The following is a 16,825-nucleotide window of genomic DNA, read 5'->3' as shown; positions in this document are numbered from 1 at the left end:
TGCGTCTTCGTGCGATAGACGAACCGAGAAAACTGTTCATCGACGGGGGAGGTCGATCGAAAATACGGGGGTTGCGCCGCGGAAAAACAGGACAACTTTCAGAAAGTAGTGCGGACGTTTATTACGCATGACGAAAGATGGGGCGACATGACAACTGCCTCCGCCCGCGCCCAGACCGAGACGCTGGGCGTCGTCCTCCTGCTCGCGGTTACGCTCGCGGGGACGGGACTCGTCGTCGCGTTCGGGTCGTCGATGCTGGACGATTCGAAGCGCGCGGCCGAACTCGACAGCGCGGAACACGCGATGACGCAACTCGACTCGAAAGCCAGCCTCGTCGGTATCGGCGACACCGACACCCAACGGGTGAACCTCGGCGTCGAGAACGACGGGCGGACGCTCGCCCGCACGGACGGCGGATGGATGCGCGTCGAGGTTCATCCCGACGACGGGGGCGAGGTGGAAGTGATGAACCAGACGCTCGGCGCGGTCGTCTACCGAAACGGCGAAACGACCGTCGCCTACCAAGGCGGCGGCGTCTGGAAACGGACCGGCGACGGCGCGACGATGGTCTCCCCGCCGGAGTTCCACTACCGTGAGACGACGCTCACGCTCCCGCTGGTCGTCGTCGGTGGCGAAGGGGCGCTCGAACCGCGACTCGAGATAACCAAGAACGGCACCGCCGAGTCGAAGTTCCCGCTCGCGGAACCGGAGAAGACGAACCCGCTCAGCGAGGCGACGGTGAACGTCACCGTCCGAAGCGACTACTACCGGGCGTGGGGGAGTTTCTTCGAACAGCGAACCGGCGGCGAGGTGGAGTACGACCACTCGGCGGAGTCCGTGACGCTCACCCTCGTCACGCCGACCAAGGCACCGAAAATCGAACAGGGGTTGGCGTCCACCTCGCCGAGCGAACTGGTCATCCAGGGCTCCGGCGGTTCGTCGTTCACGGACAGCTACAACTCCTCGGTCGGACCGTACAGCGAGACCGAGGGGACGAACGGGACGATAAAGACCGTCGGCGGCGTGTCGTTGAGCGGCGGGGCGGTGATCGAAGGCGACCTCGTGACCGGCGGCGGCGTCGTGAAGATGGAGAGCGCGAACACGGAGATAGTCGGCAACCTTTCGTACGGCGGCAGTACCGCTCTCCACAAGAAAGCGACGATCGGAGGGTGGACGGCGGACAACGGTTCGGTCGAGCAGATAGACCCGATAGGTTCCATGATCGAGAACCAAGCCGCCTCGCTCGCGGCCGACAACGACAACGGCGCGACGGAGGCGATAGACGGACGGAGCCTGAACGCGACGAAATCCACGTGGACGCTCACGAGCGGTAATTACTACCTCGACGACCTCGACATCGCCTCCGGCGAAACGCTCGTCCTCGACCTGAACGGGGGGGATATCGACCTCGTAATAGACGACGACGTGACGCTCTCCGGGGGAAAGATAACGGTTCAAAATCCGGACAACGGAACGGCGAACCTCTACGCGACCGGGCGGTCGGTGAGCGTCACGAACGCGGCGAGCGTTTCGGTTTCCGGAGACGAATCCCCGGCGCTCCGCATCTACGCGCCGCCGGGAACGAGCGCGACGTTCTCCGGCGAGGAGACGCGGTTCGTCGGCGTCCTCTACGCGCCGGACTCCAAGAGCCAGTACGGCGACGTCTCCGTCACCTCTCACGCTCGGGTGTACGGCGCGATAGTCGGCGGGAAGACGACCCTCAAATCCGGCGGCAGGGTTCACTACGACCAGGCGCTCGTCACGACGAAGACCCTACCGGCGGAGTTCACCAGCGTGCCGCGCGTCACCTACATGCACGTCTCGGTCAATCGGGTGAACGTCACGGCGGTCTAACGCTTCAGTTCGAACTCGACGACGGTCTCGGGAACGACGAGTCGGTCGGTGACGAACTGGTAAGTCACGCCGCCGTCGCTCGCGTCCCCGTCGACGGCCGTCAATCCCTCCCGTTCGAAGTACCGCTTCCACGCCGCCGCGCGCGGCGATTCGACGGTCACGTTCACCCTCGCGTCGGAACTCGAATCGGTGTCGAACTCCCCGCCGAGGTCGGCGCTTTGGCGGTACGCGACGACCAGCGCGGTCGCGTCGCCGGAGAGCGAGCGCGCGTCGCCGCGAGGGTACGTGACGAGAAACGGGACGACGACGCGGCGCGAGTCGAACACGAACCCCGGTTCTCGACGCATCACGCTGGCGTCGCCGTCGCTCCGGAACACGGCACCCGAAGCGTAGGCGAGCTCGCTATCCCCGACGCCGGAGTAGACGAGCGGTCTGGCGTTCATCGCGTACGTCGCGTTCCGCGCGGACTGCGTGTCGTTCACCTGCACGCGAATCGTCACGGGGTCGCCGTGGCTCAGCGTCGCGCCGCCGAGACGGAGTTCGGTCGCCCGACTCGGCGCACCCTCGCGGTGGACGTCCGCGACGTTGTCGGCCAGCACGTCGAACGCGCGCTCCGCGTTGTTCACCTGCTCGAACCGCTGGGCGTCGTACAGTCCGCCGATGCCGGTCGCGTAGACGACGCCGACGGTGGCCGTCACGAGGACGAACGCGAGGACGAACCCCACCGTCTCGCTCGCCGCGCGGTCGTTCACGGTCGCACCTCCAAGCGGTCGCCCGTCCCGCCGTCGACGCGAACGATGGTCACCGCCCCGCCGGAAACGGTCGTCTCCTCCACCGCGGTCGCGGCGGCGAAGGAGACCCGCACGGTCACCTCCGGGTGCGTCGTCTCCAGCACGAGTTCGTTCGACCCGACCGTCACGGTGTAGGAGACGCCCGCCACGCGCTCGGGAAGCGGCGACTCGACCGCGACCGTCTCCCCGCCCGCCCGCACCAGTCTGTCGGCGGTCTGCAGGTCGGACGCGAGGCGCTGGCCGACGACGCTCAGTTCCGTTCGCGCCGCCTCCCGGCGCTGATCTTCGACCAGTCCGCCCGTCGCCGTCAGCAAGCCCGCGATGAGCAGCGTCGCCACGGCGAGGTTGAGCGCGTAGTTCACCGTCGCCGACACCGCGCGGTCGGTCATTCGCTCTCACCCGGGGCGACCCGGAGACGTTCGGCGTAGGTCAGTCGCGGCGTCCGGTAGTGGAGGTCGAACGTCGCGCTGTAGACGGCGGCGCTGGCGTACGGGGACGAATCGGGACCGGGAGCGAAGTTCGAATCCGCAACGTTCGCGCCGCCCGACGTGTTCACGACGAGCGAGTACGTTCCGTTCACCGCCCCGCCGTACCGATACTCGACCGAGTAGGGGTCGTCGATTCCCTCGGCGAAGTCGAACGAGCACGCGCCGCCGTCGAGCGACTCGTCGGTGAGGTCGAACGTCGCGCGGTCGCCCGTCACCGAGCAGGCTTTCGTCGGCGTTCCCCCGGCGTCAGCGGCGACGACGATGTCCTCGCCTTCCCGATAGACGAAGACCCGCCAAACGTCGTCGCCGTCGTTCAGTACGATTCGGAAGGACCGCGAGGAGGACGACGCGAGTCGGTCGCGGGCGGCGTCGACCCGAAACCGTCGAAGTTCGCCCTCGCCGACGGTCGTCGACAGCGTCCAGTTCTCCGCGTCGCTCGCGCTGGTGAACGTCCGCGTCTCGTTCCCGTGACGCAGAGTGACGCCCTCCGCGACCGAGAGGTTCGAGAGCTCGGCGACCGTCGCCCGTTCGAGATAGCCCCGCTCCAGCAGGTCGGCGTATCGACCGACTCCCTCGGAGACGTTCTCCGTCGCGGCTTCCGCGGTTCCGTGGTCGGCGGCGTTCTCGGTGACGACGACGCCGCCGACCCCCGAGAGCGCGGCGTTTTCGAACTCGACGGCGTCGCGGCCGCCCACGTCCGCACCCCGCGTGGCGAGGTTCTCGGTGTAGATGACGGTGTTGAGCAGGAGGACGAGGGCGACGAGGACGACGGCGACGGCGAGCCCCGTCACGAGGATGAGTTGTCCCCGGTCGTCCGGTCGGCGGAGGGAGGTCACATCTTCCATACGACGATTCGCACCTCCATGACGTTGTAGAGCGTCGCGTTCGGGGCGGCGTCCGGGGCGTAGAACGACTGCCCGACCGCGCCGCCGCTCGGGGCGGTGAATTCGTCGCCGTCGAAGAGCGTCACGGTCCGGGTCGCGACCACGGCGTTGTCGCTCGGCGACCCCATGTACACCATCGTCTGCCGGCGGGTCTCGCCGCTCGGAAGTCGGTACACGACGAACACGTCGTAGGCGATGCGACCGCCGCCCGTCGTGAGGTTGCCGAACGTCTCGTTCAGCGCGTCGCCGAAGGCGTTCGGCGGGCCGCCGTTCGCGTAGATGCCCTCGTCGCTCGACCCGGCGAACCGCTCGCCCGTCGCGTTCCAGTACAACACCGCCTCGCGGAGTCGTCCGTCGGCCGCGGTGGCCGAAAGCAGGCCGTCGGCGGTCGCTTCCTCCTGGTTCTCGATGTGCTGGTTCGACGTGCTCGCGGTGAGCGGCGTCACCGCCGTCGCCTGTAGCGCGAAGACCACCGCGCTGACGACCAGCAGCGCCGCGGTGAACGCTTCCAACGTGTGCGCTTGTGCCCTTCCCATGCTACCAGACCCTCACCGAGAGCGTGCGTTCCTCGCCGCCGAGCGAGACGAGGCGTGACGCGACGACGACGGAGCCGCGGGTCGGCACCGGCGGTCCCGCGGCGTACACGAGCGCCTCGTCCGACTCGATGGTGACGTTCACCCGGCGAGTCGGCCCGACGCCGAGCGCGTCGTTGAGGTTCGACTGGTGGCACGGCCCGGGAACGTCCTCGTCGAAGAACTGCTCGGTGCAGGTCGCGTTCAGGACGTTCGGCCGACCCTCGCGGGCGAGCGTTCCTTCCGCGAGGTGGGCGGCGACCCGGTCCGCGGCGAGGACGTCCGCGCCGTCGTCGCCCGCGAACGGCGCGAACGTGTTCGGAAGCGCGGCGAACACGAACGCCACCGTGAGCAGGAAGACGCTCATCCCGACCAGAAAGTCGATGCTCGTTTGGCCCCGCATGGTTAGATGAACGCGAACGTGAGCAGGGCGGTGGTCGACAGGGCGACGGCGAACTTCACGCCCGAGAGCAGGTCGGCGTCGCGGATGTAGCCCGCGATGAACCCCGAGAGGACGGCCTGTATCGTCACGGCGTGGAAGAAGAGCATCGACAGCGTGGTCGTGTCGACGGCTCCGCCGAAGTTTATCGCGCTCGGCGCGTCCTCCGCGCTCGACGCCTGCCCGGCCAGCCCGGACATCACGTCGAGGAACCGCACCTTCAGGATGGCCATCACCGCGAGCAGCGTGAGGAAGGTCATGACGATGATGACGACCTGCATCCGGGCGCGGGAGCGTCGTTCCCGCGCGATGTCGTCCTGGTTCTCGCTCGCTTGCGCCGCGGTCGACAGGACGGCGGTTATCTGGCTCGACGCCTCCTGCGCTTTGCTGATGAGCTTCACCGTCCGGGCGAGTCGAGGCAGGTGATAGCGGTTGTTGAACTCGACGAACGCCGACTTCATGCTCATGCCGTACTCCACCTTGGCGTGGATTCGGTCGAACTCCTCCGCGAGTTTGCCCGAGGAGGTGTCGGCGACGGTCTTGATGGATTCGAGCAGGGTGAGTCCGGTGTCGTTCGCGCTCGACAGCTTCCGGAGGTTGTCGGAGAGCTTCCGTATCACCTTCCGGCGCGAGCGAACGTTCCACTCCCGGAAGACCGCGAGCGGCACGCCGTTCACGTACAGCGGGAGGTAGACGTAGACGAACGTCGTCCAGATGGGATTCGTCACGAACCCGTCGAGCGACGACGAGACCGCGCCGGTCCACACCGCGCTGGCGACGAGCACCATCGACGCCGGAATCGTGATTCCGAGGACGTAGAGCGGATTGTCCCGGAAGAAAATGTGCGGGCGTTTCAGAAGCTCGACCGTCGTGTGGGTTCCCTCCCGGCTCTTGATTCGGTCGAACACCGAGAACTCGCCGACGAACTCCTCGACGAGTCCGAGGCGTAGCAGTCCCGCGCCCGAGACGGTCTCCAGTCGGTCGCCGCCGTCGCCGGCGTCGAGGTATCCGTCGCCCACTTCGTCCTGTTTCACGGTCGAGACGAGGACGAGGAAACCGACGCCGACTAGCGGAATCAGCGCGTACACCGTCGCGTACAGCAGAAACTGCTGCGCCTCGCCGAGCATGCTCATGATGACGAGGATGATGATGAGCAGGAGCGGGAACAGCGAGAGCGTCATGTACATCTCGCCGAACAGCTCCAGCGTTTCGAGCGTCAGTTCCTGTTCCTGCTTCGCCGTCCGCATGTGCTTGTCCTTCTTGTCGTCGAGAAACCGGGTCATGTTCCCGCCGCTGTTGACGATGGAGAGCATGTCCGTGAAGAACTGCGACAGTTCGTCGCTCGGGGTTTCGAGCGCCCGCTTTCGGATGGCGGTTCGGTAGTCCGTGTCGAAGTAGTCCGTCTCCTGGACGATGCTCTGGAACTCGCGGGAGACCTCGCCGTAGGTGTCGTCGGCTTTCGCCATCGCCTCTAAAATCTCCAGTTGGTTCAGTCCGCCGATGGAGAGGGCGTACATGAACGAGATGGCGTCCGGCAGGAGCATGTTTATCTCGCGCTTCCGCGACGACGCCCGACTGTACGGAACGGCGACGACGGTGCCGAACCCGCCCGCGAAGCCGAGCGTTCCGAGGACGACGCCGGTGCCGAGCACCAGCGCGGGAACCTTGAGCGCGTTCAGCAGGTCGGCCGCCGCGCCGGACACCGGCACGCCGAGCCAGACCTCCCCGCCCGCGACCCCCGCCGCGACGAGCAGGTAGCCGAGCAGGAGTCCGACCAGCCACAGGACGAGTCCGGCGAGCGTCCCGACCGCCAGCCCCCGAGAGAGGTACAGTTCCGCCGTCTCGGGCATCCGCGCCTCGGCGAGTTTGCGTTCGAAGTCGGCGGCGAAATCGCTGTCCTCGTCGAAGAGTCGGGCGTAGAGCGGGTAGAACGCGTCCGCGAGGGCGTCGGCGCTCGTCCCGCCGGTGGCGGAGCCGAGGCTCATTCGTCGTCCTCCCCGGCCCCCGTCGCCTCGTCCCCGGTCGGCGTCGCTCCCCCGTCGTCCTCGGCGAACGTCGCTTCCTCGAACTCGCCGAACGGGTCGGCGTCGAGCGCGGAGTTTCGCTCGACCCCGCCGGCGCGGTCGTCGGTGGGGTTCGCCGTCTCGGCCAGCGCGACGGCCAGTTCGTCCTCCGAGACGGTCACGCCGCGGTACCGGTCGAGCAGTTCGTCGTCCGCCTCCGCGAGGATGTCCTTCGAGAGGTCCGCAACTTCCCCGTCGGGGTCGGGTCGCGGCACCATCTCCTCCTTCTCGGGGTCGATGTCGATGAGGACGCTCTCCATCTCGCGGAGGTCGGCGAGGCTGTCTTCGAGTTTTTCGTTGGCGACCAGCGCGAGGATGGTGTCCGGGTCGTTGATGAACGCCTGCACGGTCGCGGCGACCTGCGTGTACTCGTTCAGCCCGTTGTGGATGAGGTAGGCGAGAATGGTCCGGCGCTTCAGGAGTTCCTCTTCGAGGCGCGCCTGGTCCCACCCGCGGTCGAACTTGATCTCCTCCAGCGTGTTCGACCCGGTGAGGTGTTCGTGCTCGTCAGTCTCGGCCCGCCACTGGAACACGTCCTTGACGTTGATTTCGTCGTTCTCCGTGTCGTAGTGGTTTATCTCGGTGATGGATTTGGTCCTGCGAACCTTGCTCCCTTTCACCCGCGTCTGCGTCTGCACGGAGACGAGGTCGAGCGCAGTGAACAGCGTCTTCGAGACGTTGATGGGTTCGGTCGTGAACCGCTTCAGCACCTCGCCCACGGTGTCGGCGTGGAAGGTCGTGTAGGTCGTGTGCCCGGTGGACATGACCTGAAAGAGGGTGCGACCTTCCTCGCCGCGAATCTCGCCCATCACGATGTAGTCCGGGCGCTGGCGGAGCGCGGCCTCCAGCAGGTCGAACTCGTCCACGTCGCCCTTGTCGTCGTCGGAGAACGACGGCCGGGTGACGCTCGCTATCCAGTTGCGCTGCGGCAGTTCGACCTCGCGCGTGTCCTCGATGGAGACGATCTTCGTGTTGCTCGGGATGAACAGCGAGACCGCGTTGAGGCTGGTCGTCTTCCCGGACGCCGTTCCCCCGGCGAAGATGAGCGACCGGTGGTTTTCGATGGCCAGCCAGAGGAACGCCATCTCGTCCAGCGAGAACGTGTTCCAGTTCACGAGGTCGATGGGCGTGAACGGCACGTCCTTGAACTGCCGGACGGTGTAGTTCGTCCCGTGGTCGGACACCTCGCGCCCGAGCGTCAGCTGGGCGCGGGAGCCGTCGGGGAGCGTGGCGTCAACCTGCGGCTGGCGCTTGCTGATACCCTTTCCGGAGCGTTGGGCGAGTTTGACGACGAAGTCGTCTAACTCCGACTCGCCGTGGTGGACGTTCGTGATGACCTGCTCGTAGTCGGTGTGGTAGACGAAGACGGGCGAGTTGTAGCCGTCGCAGGAGATGTCCTCCACGTTGATGTCGTGTTTGATGCCGTCGATCCGCTCGTAGCCGATGAAGTCGCGCTTCAGCAGGTAGAGCAGCTTCTCGACCTGATACTCGGTGAGCGTGTCGGCGTCCTCCTCCAGCAGAGCCGGCTCCGGGCGGGCCATGATGCCGTCGAGTTCGCCGCCCTCGTCGTCCGCCTCGTGTTCCGCGATGGCCTCCTCGACGCGCGTGCGAACCGCCCGGCGGAGGCTCTCGTCGCCGACGCGCTCCGCGAGCAGGTCGTCCCACCGCGCTCGAAGACCGTCGAAACGGCTCGGCGCGGCCGCGACGGTCCCCGTCTCGTCGGTCTCCGGAGTCGATCGTTCCGCCCCGTCGGGTTCCGGGGTCGGTTCCGCCGATTCGTCCAGTTCGGTCGCGGGTTCCCTCGGCTCGTCGGCTTCCGACGTCGAATCACGTTCCTGCTCACCGCTCTCCTCGTCGACGTCGTTCGCGTCCGATTCTTCGACCGATTCGCTCGCGTCCGCACCGTCGTCGGCCTCGTCCCGCTCCGGTTCCTTCTCGTCCTCGCCGAAGCGTTCGAGGTACGGAGCGGTCCGCTCGCGGAGGGTTCGAATCGCCTCGCCGGTCTGCGCGCGCGTCTCGGCGGCGTAGCGGTTCCACGTATCGCGCGCGTCGTCGTAGCCGGAGAGCGTCCCTCGCAGCAGTTCGGCGATCTGGGCGTCGCCGGGGAGGTGGAGGTCGTAGCGCGAGAGCAGGCGGAGCGTTTCGCGCTCGATGACCGCCTCGCGGTCCTCCTCGTCGGCGTCCACGACCACGTCGTCGCTCGAGTACTTGATGGACGTGCGGAGCTTCCCGGTCAGAAACTCCCGCAGGTCGTCCTCGATTCGCGTGCAGTACGGCTCCACGAGGTAGTACTTCTGCTCGTTTTCCTTCTCGGAGTGGAAGACGACGACGAACGAGTACGGCTTGTTCACCCAGTAGCGGTCGATTTCGCGAAAGTGCGTCTTCTTCGGCAGGGCGACCGCCTTTTCGAGGTCGTAGCGATTGACCACCGTCGTGTAGCCCTCGACGGTCGAGAAGAAGGCGTCCTCGTCCAGGTCGTCGGGCACGTCCAGCGTCCGTTCGTCCTCGATTTCGAGGAGCCTCTCGGCCTTCGCCGCGCCTTCCGCGAGCAAGTTCGGGAGGTCGTCCTCCTCGAAACCGAGCCAGTCGGACTTCTCGAATTCGACGACGTTCCCGTCCTCGTCGCGGGGTTTCTCGTGCGGTTTCTCCCGGTCGGGGTCGTAGTAGTACTCGTAGCGGAAGTGCTCCCAGAGGTACTCGCCGACCGTGACGGGTGTCTCCTCGGGGTCGAGGAACGCTTCGAATCGCGCGCCGAGGGCGTTCGCTCGCCTCGCCGCCTCCCCGACGCGCGATTCGGTCTCGTCCGGGTCGAAGCCGAGGAACTCCTCGGCCGGGAACGGTCGAGATTTCCCCCGCCAGTTGGTCGGCGGGCGACCGTCCTCGTAGAAGAACTCCTCCTTGAAATCCTCCCACGTGTACGTCCCGAGGGCGACGCGAGCGGGGACCCCGCCGGAGAAATCGACTCCGTCGGGGCCGGCCTCGGGTCCCCCGCCCCCGAGCGCTTCGGATTCCTCACTAGCCATTGAGTACCGTCAATCACTAATCCATTAAAAAACCTTGTTAAAATTAATATACATGTGTAAACATTCACGTTCGCGAGTATCGTCTTCGGGTACCGCGATTTTCATCGGACACTTCGGAGTAATATATCGATTCCAGACACGAAAGATGCGGGGGGAGACTCGGCGCTCGACCGTTCGATTCCGCGAGCGACGAATACGAGCGTGGCGGGATTCGAACCCGCGGTCGAGAGGTTAGGAACCTCTCGCCCTATCCGCTAGGCCACACGCTCGCCACGAGGTGGATCAGAAAAACGGGTTATCTTTCGGATTCCGTCTCGGTCGCGGTGCCGGTGTCGGTGTCGGTGTCCGTACGCGATTCCGACTCGTCGAATTGGGTCTCCGTGGACGACCCGGACTCCTGCATCTCGCGGAGTTCGTTTTCGACTTCCTGTCGTCCTTTCTTGAACTCGCCCATGGCCTCACCGGTCGAGCGCGCGAGTTTCGGAATCTTGTTTGCACCGAAGAGGAGCACCGCGATGAGCAGAATCACCGCGAGCTCCATCCCGCCGGGAAGCGGCCCGAACAGTGGTATCATTTCGAACATCCTCTACACGTTGCTTACCCACTGGCAATTATAGGCTTTTTGCATTTCATAGGTCGCCAAAATCGGCGATTAGAACAAGATGGGTTGGGGACGGAAACACCCCGAACGCGGCGCGTGACGAGTACCTCTCACCGCGGCGACGCGACTCCTTCGGCGCGCAGAAATCGAGTGTTACCGCGAATCGCAGTTGAGCAAGTTGGGAGTGACCGTGTAAGAGACGGGGCGCACTTTGAACAGCGGACGTATTCGATCCCGTTCCATACAGGGAGTCCTCGGTTCGACCAACCGGAGTCGAGTGTATCGCTCCGGGGAACGGCCCGAACTTCGCACAAACGTCGACGCCACCTCCGTTTGAGGACAACCCTATCCTTCAGGGAGTAGTATTCGACTCTATGGAGGAGTACGAAGCCACTTTCACGATCGAGTCGAAGTCGGACGCGTACGCGATCGAACGATTGATGACTCACGTGTACGATTCGGTTCGAGAGGAGTCACGGACGACCCGCGAAGGAACGGAGGATTCGACGCAGATGTTAGGGGAGTTCAAGGCCATCCGAGACGCCGCTCGAAGCCCGAACCCAGGCCGGTTTACGGTCGTGTACGAAACGAAAGAAGAGGGATTCGAGGAGTGATACGACGCTGAGCCGCAGGTCCCTTCGAGGGGGCACAGCGTCGGTATCGCTGGCGTACAACTCGTCGACGGGGTTGGAGAAACGGGCCGGGAATCCGACCGCCCGAGCGCTTTTTGCGCCGGAACGATAGGGTCCACCATGGACGAGAGTGAACCGGAAGGAGAGACGGAAAACGGTCGGATGGCATACGACCCGGAGGCGGAACACGCCTTTCCGGACGAGCGGCTGAACGAGATGTTGGCGTTCATCGAAAACGACGTCGAGATCCAGACGTACCTCGAAGCCCAGAACGTCAACGCCGTCGCTCGAAAGGGGTACAACGATCACGGCACGAAGCACATCGAGATCGTCCGCAATCGCGCCCTCCTCCTCTACGACCTGTTGAAACGCGGCGACGTCGAGTTCAACGGGGCGGCGGATCAAGGGCTGGACGAGGCGGACGAGAGCGTCATCATCGCGCTCGCCGCGACCATACACGACATCGGCCACGTCGTCCACCGCGACTCGCACTCCTACTACTCGATACCGCTCGCCGCGGACCTGCTAGATAGGATACTGCCGAACTTCTACGACACCGCGAACGCGGTGCGGATGAAAGGCGAGGTGCTTCACGCAATCCTCTGTCACCACACCGAGGAAGACCCGCTTACCACCGAGGCGGGCGTGATTCGCGTCGCGGACGCGCTGGACATGGAACACGGTCGGTCGCGCATCCCGTACGAGAAGGGCGGTCGCGGCATCAACACCGTTTCCAGCCAGGCCATCAAGAAGGTGAGTCTCAGGCGGGGCGACACCGTCCCCGTCCTCGTCGAGATCAAGATGCTAAATGCGGCGGGCGTCTATCAGGTGGACAACCTGCTCAAGGCGAAACTCCACAAGTCGGGACTGGAAGACGATATTCGAATCGTCGCCCTGAACGTCCGCGAGGGAACGGATCACATCGTCGAGAGAGTGGAGCTGTAGGCGACGCTCTCGTACACCCGACGCAGCGCTTCGACCGCCCGCTCGACGCTTATCTCCTCGCGCCGGGCCAGACACGCCTCCCGAAGCTGATCCAATTCCGAGAGCGCGCGCCGAATGGCCTCCCGAAACCCGTCGACGTCGCCGCTCTCGAAGTGGTAGCCCGTCTCGCCGTCGACGATGGTGTTCGCCAGCGCGCCGGCGTTCGCGCCGACGACGGGGGTTCCGCAGGCGTTCGCCTCCAGCGCGACCAACCCCTGCGTTTCGACCGGGCTGGGGAACGCGAACACGTCCAGCGCGGAGTAGAACGCCGCCATCTCGTCGCGGTCCAGAAAGCCGAGGAATCGCGCGTCCACGTCGCTCTCGCGGGCCTGTTTTTCGAGCGATTCGCGGGCGGGTCCGTCGCCGCCGAGGACGAGCGTCACGTCCATCCCGTCCGCCGCGGCGACGAGCTCCGAGAGGCGCTTTTCGAACCCGTGGCGGCCGGTGTAGCCGACGAGCGGTCGGTCCGCGTCGAGGTCGTACTTGCGGACGAACTCCGCGATTTCGACGGGGTGAAATCGCTCGATATCGACCCCGTTCGAGACGACGTGAACCGGAGCGTCCACGCCCACGGTCTCGACGATGTGTCGTTTCGTCGCCTCGCTCGGCGTCAGCACGGCGTCGGAGTGGTCGAAGAACCAGCGTTCGTAGGCCACCGACGCGCGTTCGACGTACTCGGCGACGGCGTCGTTCGAGACGAGGTAATCCGCGTACTCGCCGGTCGGGGTGTGGTACGAGGTCACGAAGGCTCGGTCGTGCTTCCGAGCCAGTCGGAGGCCGCCGAGTCCGATGGCGAACGGCGTGTGAGAGTGGACGATGTCGGCGTCTCGAACCGCCTTCGGAACGCGCGGCGTTCCCAGCCGATAGCCGTCGTAGAACGGGAACGGGAGGCTCCCGACGGGGTGTTCGCCCTTCTCCGGCACGTAGTCGTCCGACCGGGGGTAGACCACGTCCATCCGACCCCCGTTCCGCTCCCAGCAGTCGCGCCACGACCGTATCGTGTAGGTGACGCCGTTTATCGTCGGCAAGTACGTATCCGTGAACGCGGCGACCCATCGACTCATTGTTCCGTGATTCGGGTAGGGGGTGTTAAGGGCTTGTGACTTCAGGCAAGCTCGCGGTACGTCTCCGCGAGTCGCTCGCCGACGCGCTCCAGACTGTGTTCTCTCGCCGTCTCGCGGGCGTTCTCCCCGAGTCGCTCGCGCAGGTCGGGGTTCCGGGCGAGCAGTTCCAGCGCCCGGCGGAACTCCGCTTCCGTCTCGCACTTCAGACAGTCCTCGCCGTGGGTGTAGAACTCGTCGAAGACGGGGATATCCCGCAGGACGACCGCCTTCCCGCAGGCCATCGCCTCCAGCACCACGATACCCTGATTCTCGACCTTCGCCGGGAAGCAGAACACGTCGCCCGCGGCGAACGCGCCGCGCTTATCCTCGACCCATCCGGTGAACGTGACGTTCTCCGGCGGGTCGCGCGTCCACCGTCTGACCGTCGAACTGGCGTGGGGACCGGTGTCGTACGTGCCGAACCACGCGAAGTCGAAGTCGGTCGCCCGCGCGAGTCGGCAGAACGTCGTGACGCCCTTGCGCTCGAAGACGTTGCCGACGGAGAAGACGACCATCCCATCCAAGTCGTAGCGGTCGCGGTACTCCTCGCGGAACGCCTCGAAGCCCGCCAGCGATTCCGCGTCCACGCCGTTCGTCATCGGGCGAATCGGCGCGTCCACCGGATACGATTCGAGCACTCCCTTCGTGTACCGACTCGGGCAGAGCACGAGGTCGGCCTGCGAGTAGAACCACCTCAGGTAGCGTCCGAGCGCCGGACCGACGAGCGTCGAGCCGCGAAAGCTCTCCGCGAAGTCCTCGCGCGTAACGTGCGCGTGGAGGACGAGCGGAATCCCGGCGCGCTTCGCGCGGCGAGCGACCGACGCCGACCCCGGCCCGATGAGGTTGCAGTGAGCCACGTCGAACTCGGCGAAGAAACGACGCCCTACCGCCCGCGAGGCCAGCGCGCGACCCGGCGTTCCGCCCCGCCACGGCGAGGTGACGACGTCCACGTCGGTTCCGGCGAGCGCCTTTCGCTGGTGCTTCGCGGCGGTTCCGATGCCGCTTCGGTGTAGTCGGGATTCCAGTTCGAGATAGTTGAGTGCGCGCACTGGCCGTGTGATGGCGTAGCCGCCCATTACCGCTTTCGGAAAGCGGTCGTTGAAGGACCGAAAAGTATTTGTTGAAGCGGGAGAATGAGCCGCATGGGGCAATACAGGAACACTTCTATCCTTGTCCTGTCTCGCCCCGGAAACCCCCACCCCCCCATTCCGAATGACAGTAGCTGAAGAGCGCATAGCGCGTCTCGCCGCACTTGCGAGGGACGCCGCCGCCGAGTGCCACGACGACCGTGCGCGAGAGTACGTTCGCCTTGCCAGGCGAATCGCCGAGCGAAATCGCCTCCGCCTCCCTCGCCGGTTCAAGCGATTCACCTGCGACGCCTGCGACGCGTACCTCCGTCCCGGCAAGAACGCCCGCGTCCGACTGCGGGACGACCACGTCGTCGTCACCTGCGACTGCGGCCATCAGAAACGCTACCCCTACGAGTAGCGAGAGAGCGGGCGAACCGGCGGACGCTCGCATCCGACCGCGTTTCCTCCGGAAAGGAGCCGTTACGCACTATTTCGGGGTCGTATCGAGCGCGTACCGGTGCCCGATTCTGACTCTCACCCTTCTGCGCTGACGCCTTCGGTGTCGAAGCGCGCCGCTCGCTCGCCCGCGTCCGAACGGTTCTTTCGCAGACGAAAACACCAAGTCTCGCGCGCCGCCAATCTGTAGTATGACCGGTCACCAGTGGACGGATATGATAGTGGGAGACAGGATGGCGGTCGACCAGGAGTTCACCCAGCGCGTGGCCGACTCGCAGTTCTCCCGTCAGGAGTGGGGACTGATAATGACCGCCGTCGAACTCGACATCGAACACCCCGAGGACGACGAACGCGCGAGGCTCGTCGCCGACACGAGCAAGGTGCGGCAGGTGATGCCCGAGATGGAGAACATCCAATCGCAGATGAACGCGATGGCGGGTAAATCCTCGAACCGGGAGAGCAAAGGTATCTTCACATCGGTCAAAGAGGCCCTCGGACTGGGCGGTAGCGGCGGTGGAATCGACGAAGATCGGCTCGCCGCGGCCGAGCGACTGGCCCAGGAGTACGCCGACGAACTGCAAACTCGACTGGAAGCGAACGACCGGTGGGATCGCGCCCGCAGGGCGGTTCAAGAGTGATGCGTCTCGCACCCGGCGCGTGGCGGTACGCCGCCCCCCCGTTCCTCCTCGCCGGGCCGGTCGGATTCCTCTCGCCGGTCGCCACGCTCGCCGCCCTCGCGCTGGGCGGCGCAGTCCTGCTCTTCTTTCGCGACCCGGAGCGCACGTCCCCCGCGGAGGGAGTCCTCTCGCCCGCCGACGGTCGGGTGTCCGTCATCCGGGAGGAGGACGGTCGGGTTCGCGTCGGCGTGTTCATGAACGTGACCGACGTGCACGTAAACCGCGCGCCGCTGGCCGGGCGGGTCGAGTCGGTCGAACACGAACCCGGCGCGCACCGGCCCGCGTTCAGCAAGGAGTCGGACAGAAACGAGAGGGTCCGCGTCGGCTTTCCGGAGCACGACCTGACGCTCATCGCCGGCGCGTTCGCTCGCCGGATTCACCCCTACGTCGAGGTCGGCGACGCGGTGGAGCGAGGCGAACGCCTCGGCCACATCGCGTTCGGGAGCCGGGCGGACGTACTCCTCCCGCCGACGTTCGACGTGACGGACGTCTCGGTGGCGAAAGGAGAACGAGTCCGGGCGGGCGAGACGGTCATCGCCGCTCAGTCGCTCGAGTAGTCCCCGCCGTGGAACAGGGTCAGCTCTTCCGCCTCGTAGATGTTGATGAGTTCGGTGATTATCTCGTCGTAGGACTCGTCTTCGACCCGGAGGTTGTCGAGGCGCGATACGGTCTCCTCGTCGAGCGTTATCTTGGGCATCACATTAATCGATGGCCGCGAAGGTCTTTAAAGCATAGGCCAGCGGTCGGTTTTCGCGTCGGACCCGGTAAACGACGGAGTCGGCGTTTTCGATACCCCGACCGAGTAAGCGCCCGTTACTGACCTCGTAGACCCGTCTTGCGAGAAGACAGGGGTTGCTTTCTCGCGTGAAGTGACCGGATAACAAAGTACCCGCGCTCTTGTTACAGTATCGCCGAGGCTCACTATGACAACGACAGACAGCAGGATCACCAGTCGAAACGACACCGTCTCTGAAAACCGATGCCGAAGCTGTGGCTCGTTCGTGACCCGCGATTTCGCGCGCGTGTTCGGGAACAACGAGAACGAAGTCTTCGGCTGCCTCGAATGTATGACTGCCACGGAAGTGAAAAAGGGCGGTGCGCGGGCGGAGCACGTGGACACGTCGAAACTCATCGGCGGCCGAGAGCCGCTTCGCTGAGAACGGAGGTGGGGGACGAGAAATAAGTGAC

Annotated in this window: 18 protein-coding genes and 1 tRNA gene; 7 read left to right on the top strand and 12 right to left on the bottom strand. The window is 65.4% G+C overall.

Going from position 1 to position 16,825, the window contains the following annotated elements; translation table 11 throughout:
- The first annotated feature begins 147 nt into the window (after positions 1-147).
- Positions 148-1,854 (top strand): DUF7289 family protein, encoded by a 1,707-nt coding sequence (locus LIX00_RS00230; protein WP_227354180.1) that lies wholly within the window; start codon positions 148-150, stop codon positions 1,852-1,854.
- Here the strand turns inward: LIX00_RS00230 and LIX00_RS00225 are convergent.
- The 9 genes from LIX00_RS00225 to LIX00_RS00185 form a co-directional block, all read right to left on the bottom strand.
- Positions 1,851-2,606, bottom strand: coding sequence for a DUF7289 family protein (locus LIX00_RS00225; RefSeq protein ID WP_227354179.1), 756 nt, complete (start codon positions 2,604-2,606; stop codon positions 1,851-1,853). The genes LIX00_RS00230 and LIX00_RS00225 overlap by 4 nt on opposite strands.
- Entirely contained in the window at positions 2,603-3,034 is a 432-nt protein-coding gene (locus LIX00_RS00220; protein WP_227354178.1) for a DUF7266 family protein, read from the bottom strand. The genes LIX00_RS00225 and LIX00_RS00220 overlap by 4 nt, the downstream gene beginning before the upstream one ends.
- Positions 3,031-3,978, bottom strand: a complete 948-nt coding sequence (locus tag LIX00_RS00215) for a DUF7261 family protein (RefSeq protein ID WP_227354177.1) — start codon at positions 3,976-3,978, stop codon at positions 3,031-3,033. The genes LIX00_RS00220 and LIX00_RS00215 overlap by 4 nt, the downstream gene beginning before the upstream one ends.
- Complete coding sequence (locus LIX00_RS00210; protein WP_227354176.1) at positions 3,966-4,553, bottom strand: DUF7288 family protein; 588 nt, start codon at positions 4,551-4,553, stop codon at positions 3,966-3,968. The genes LIX00_RS00215 and LIX00_RS00210 overlap by 13 nt, the downstream gene beginning before the upstream one ends.
- Before the next feature lies 1 nt (position 4,554).
- Complete coding sequence (locus LIX00_RS00205; protein WP_227354175.1) at positions 4,555-4,992, bottom strand: DUF7287 family protein; 438 nt, start codon at positions 4,990-4,992, stop codon at positions 4,555-4,557.
- Between the two features lie 2 nt (positions 4,993-4,994).
- Positions 4,995-7,013 (bottom strand): type II secretion system F family protein, encoded by a 2,019-nt coding sequence (locus LIX00_RS00200; RefSeq protein WP_227354174.1) that lies wholly within the window; start codon positions 7,011-7,013, stop codon positions 4,995-4,997.
- Positions 7,010-10,114, bottom strand: a complete 3,105-nt coding sequence (locus LIX00_RS00195; RefSeq protein WP_227354173.1) for an ATPase, T2SS/T4P/T4SS family — start codon at positions 10,112-10,114, stop codon at positions 7,010-7,012. Before LIX00_RS00195 ends, LIX00_RS00200 begins: the two co-directional genes overlap by 4 nt.
- Before the next feature lie 196 nt (positions 10,115-10,310).
- A tRNA-Arg gene (locus tag LIX00_RS00190) sits at positions 10,311-10,383 on the bottom strand.
- Positions 10,384-10,409: 26 nt separating this feature from the next.
- Positions 10,410-10,697, bottom strand: a complete 288-nt coding sequence (locus tag LIX00_RS00185; RefSeq protein WP_227354172.1) for a Sec-independent protein translocase subunit TatA/TatB — start codon at positions 10,695-10,697, stop codon at positions 10,410-10,412.
- A 392-nt stretch (positions 10,698-11,089) separates the two neighbouring features.
- Here LIX00_RS00185 and LIX00_RS00180 point away from each other — a divergent pair, with 392 nt between their 5' ends.
- Complete coding sequence (locus LIX00_RS00180; RefSeq protein WP_227354171.1) at positions 11,090-11,329, top strand: hypothetical protein; 240 nt, start codon at positions 11,090-11,092, stop codon at positions 11,327-11,329.
- A 180-nt stretch (positions 11,330-11,509) separates the two neighbouring features.
- Positions 11,510-12,292, top strand: coding sequence for an HD domain-containing protein (locus tag LIX00_RS00175; protein ID WP_438267077.1), 783 nt, complete (start codon positions 11,510-11,512; stop codon positions 12,290-12,292).
- Here the strand turns inward: LIX00_RS00175 and LIX00_RS00170 are convergent.
- Complete coding sequence (locus tag LIX00_RS00170) at positions 12,265-13,395, bottom strand: glycosyltransferase (RefSeq protein WP_227354169.1); 1,131 nt, start codon at positions 13,393-13,395, stop codon at positions 12,265-12,267. The two genes, LIX00_RS00175 and LIX00_RS00170, sit on opposite strands and share 28 nt — an antisense overlap.
- Positions 13,396-13,436: 41 nt before the next feature.
- Positions 13,437-14,483, bottom strand: a complete 1,047-nt coding sequence (locus LIX00_RS00165; protein ID WP_227354168.1) for a glycosyltransferase family 4 protein — start codon at positions 14,481-14,483, stop codon at positions 13,437-13,439.
- Between the two features lie 163 nt (positions 14,484-14,646).
- On the opposite strand from LIX00_RS00165, the gene LIX00_RS00160 reads away from it, so the two are divergent.
- The 3 genes from LIX00_RS00160 (at position 14,647) to LIX00_RS00150 (ending at position 16,194) form a co-directional block, all read left to right on the top strand.
- Positions 14,647-14,922 (top strand): ribonuclease P protein component 4, encoded by a 276-nt coding sequence (locus LIX00_RS00160; protein WP_227354167.1) that lies wholly within the window; start codon positions 14,647-14,649, stop codon positions 14,920-14,922.
- A gap of 229 nt (positions 14,923-15,151) precedes the next feature.
- A complete protein-coding gene (locus LIX00_RS00155) occupies positions 15,152-15,598 on the top strand; it encodes a DUF5799 family protein (protein ID WP_227354166.1) in 447 nt (148 codons plus the stop codon).
- On the top strand, positions 15,598-16,194 hold the full coding sequence (locus tag LIX00_RS00150; protein WP_227354165.1) for a protein sorting system archaetidylserine decarboxylase: 597 nt from the start codon (positions 15,598-15,600) through the stop codon (positions 16,192-16,194). The genes LIX00_RS00155 and LIX00_RS00150 overlap by 1 nt, the downstream gene beginning before the upstream one ends.
- Here the strand turns inward: LIX00_RS00150 and LIX00_RS00145 are convergent.
- On the bottom strand, positions 16,179-16,334 hold the full coding sequence (locus LIX00_RS00145; RefSeq protein WP_227354164.1) for a DUF7557 family protein: 156 nt from the start codon (positions 16,332-16,334) through the stop codon (positions 16,179-16,181). The genes LIX00_RS00150 and LIX00_RS00145 overlap by 16 nt on opposite strands.
- Positions 16,335-16,560: 226 nt before the next feature.
- Here LIX00_RS00145 and LIX00_RS00140 point away from each other — a divergent pair, with 226 nt between their 5' ends.
- The gene (locus tag LIX00_RS00140; RefSeq protein WP_227354163.1) at positions 16,561-16,794 is read left to right on the top strand and encodes a DUF7563 family protein; all 234 of its coding nucleotides are present in this window, start codon (positions 16,561-16,563) and stop codon (positions 16,792-16,794) included.
- Positions 16,795-16,825: the final 31 nt, after the last annotated feature.

Source organism: Haladaptatus salinisoli (assembly GCF_020614375.1).
Taxonomy (GTDB): domain Archaea; phylum Halobacteriota; class Halobacteria; order Halobacteriales; family Haladaptataceae; genus Haladaptatus; species Haladaptatus salinisoli.
The sequence above is the reverse complement of the archived record's forward strand: the minus strand, read 5'-3'. Positions and strand labels throughout refer to the sequence as shown.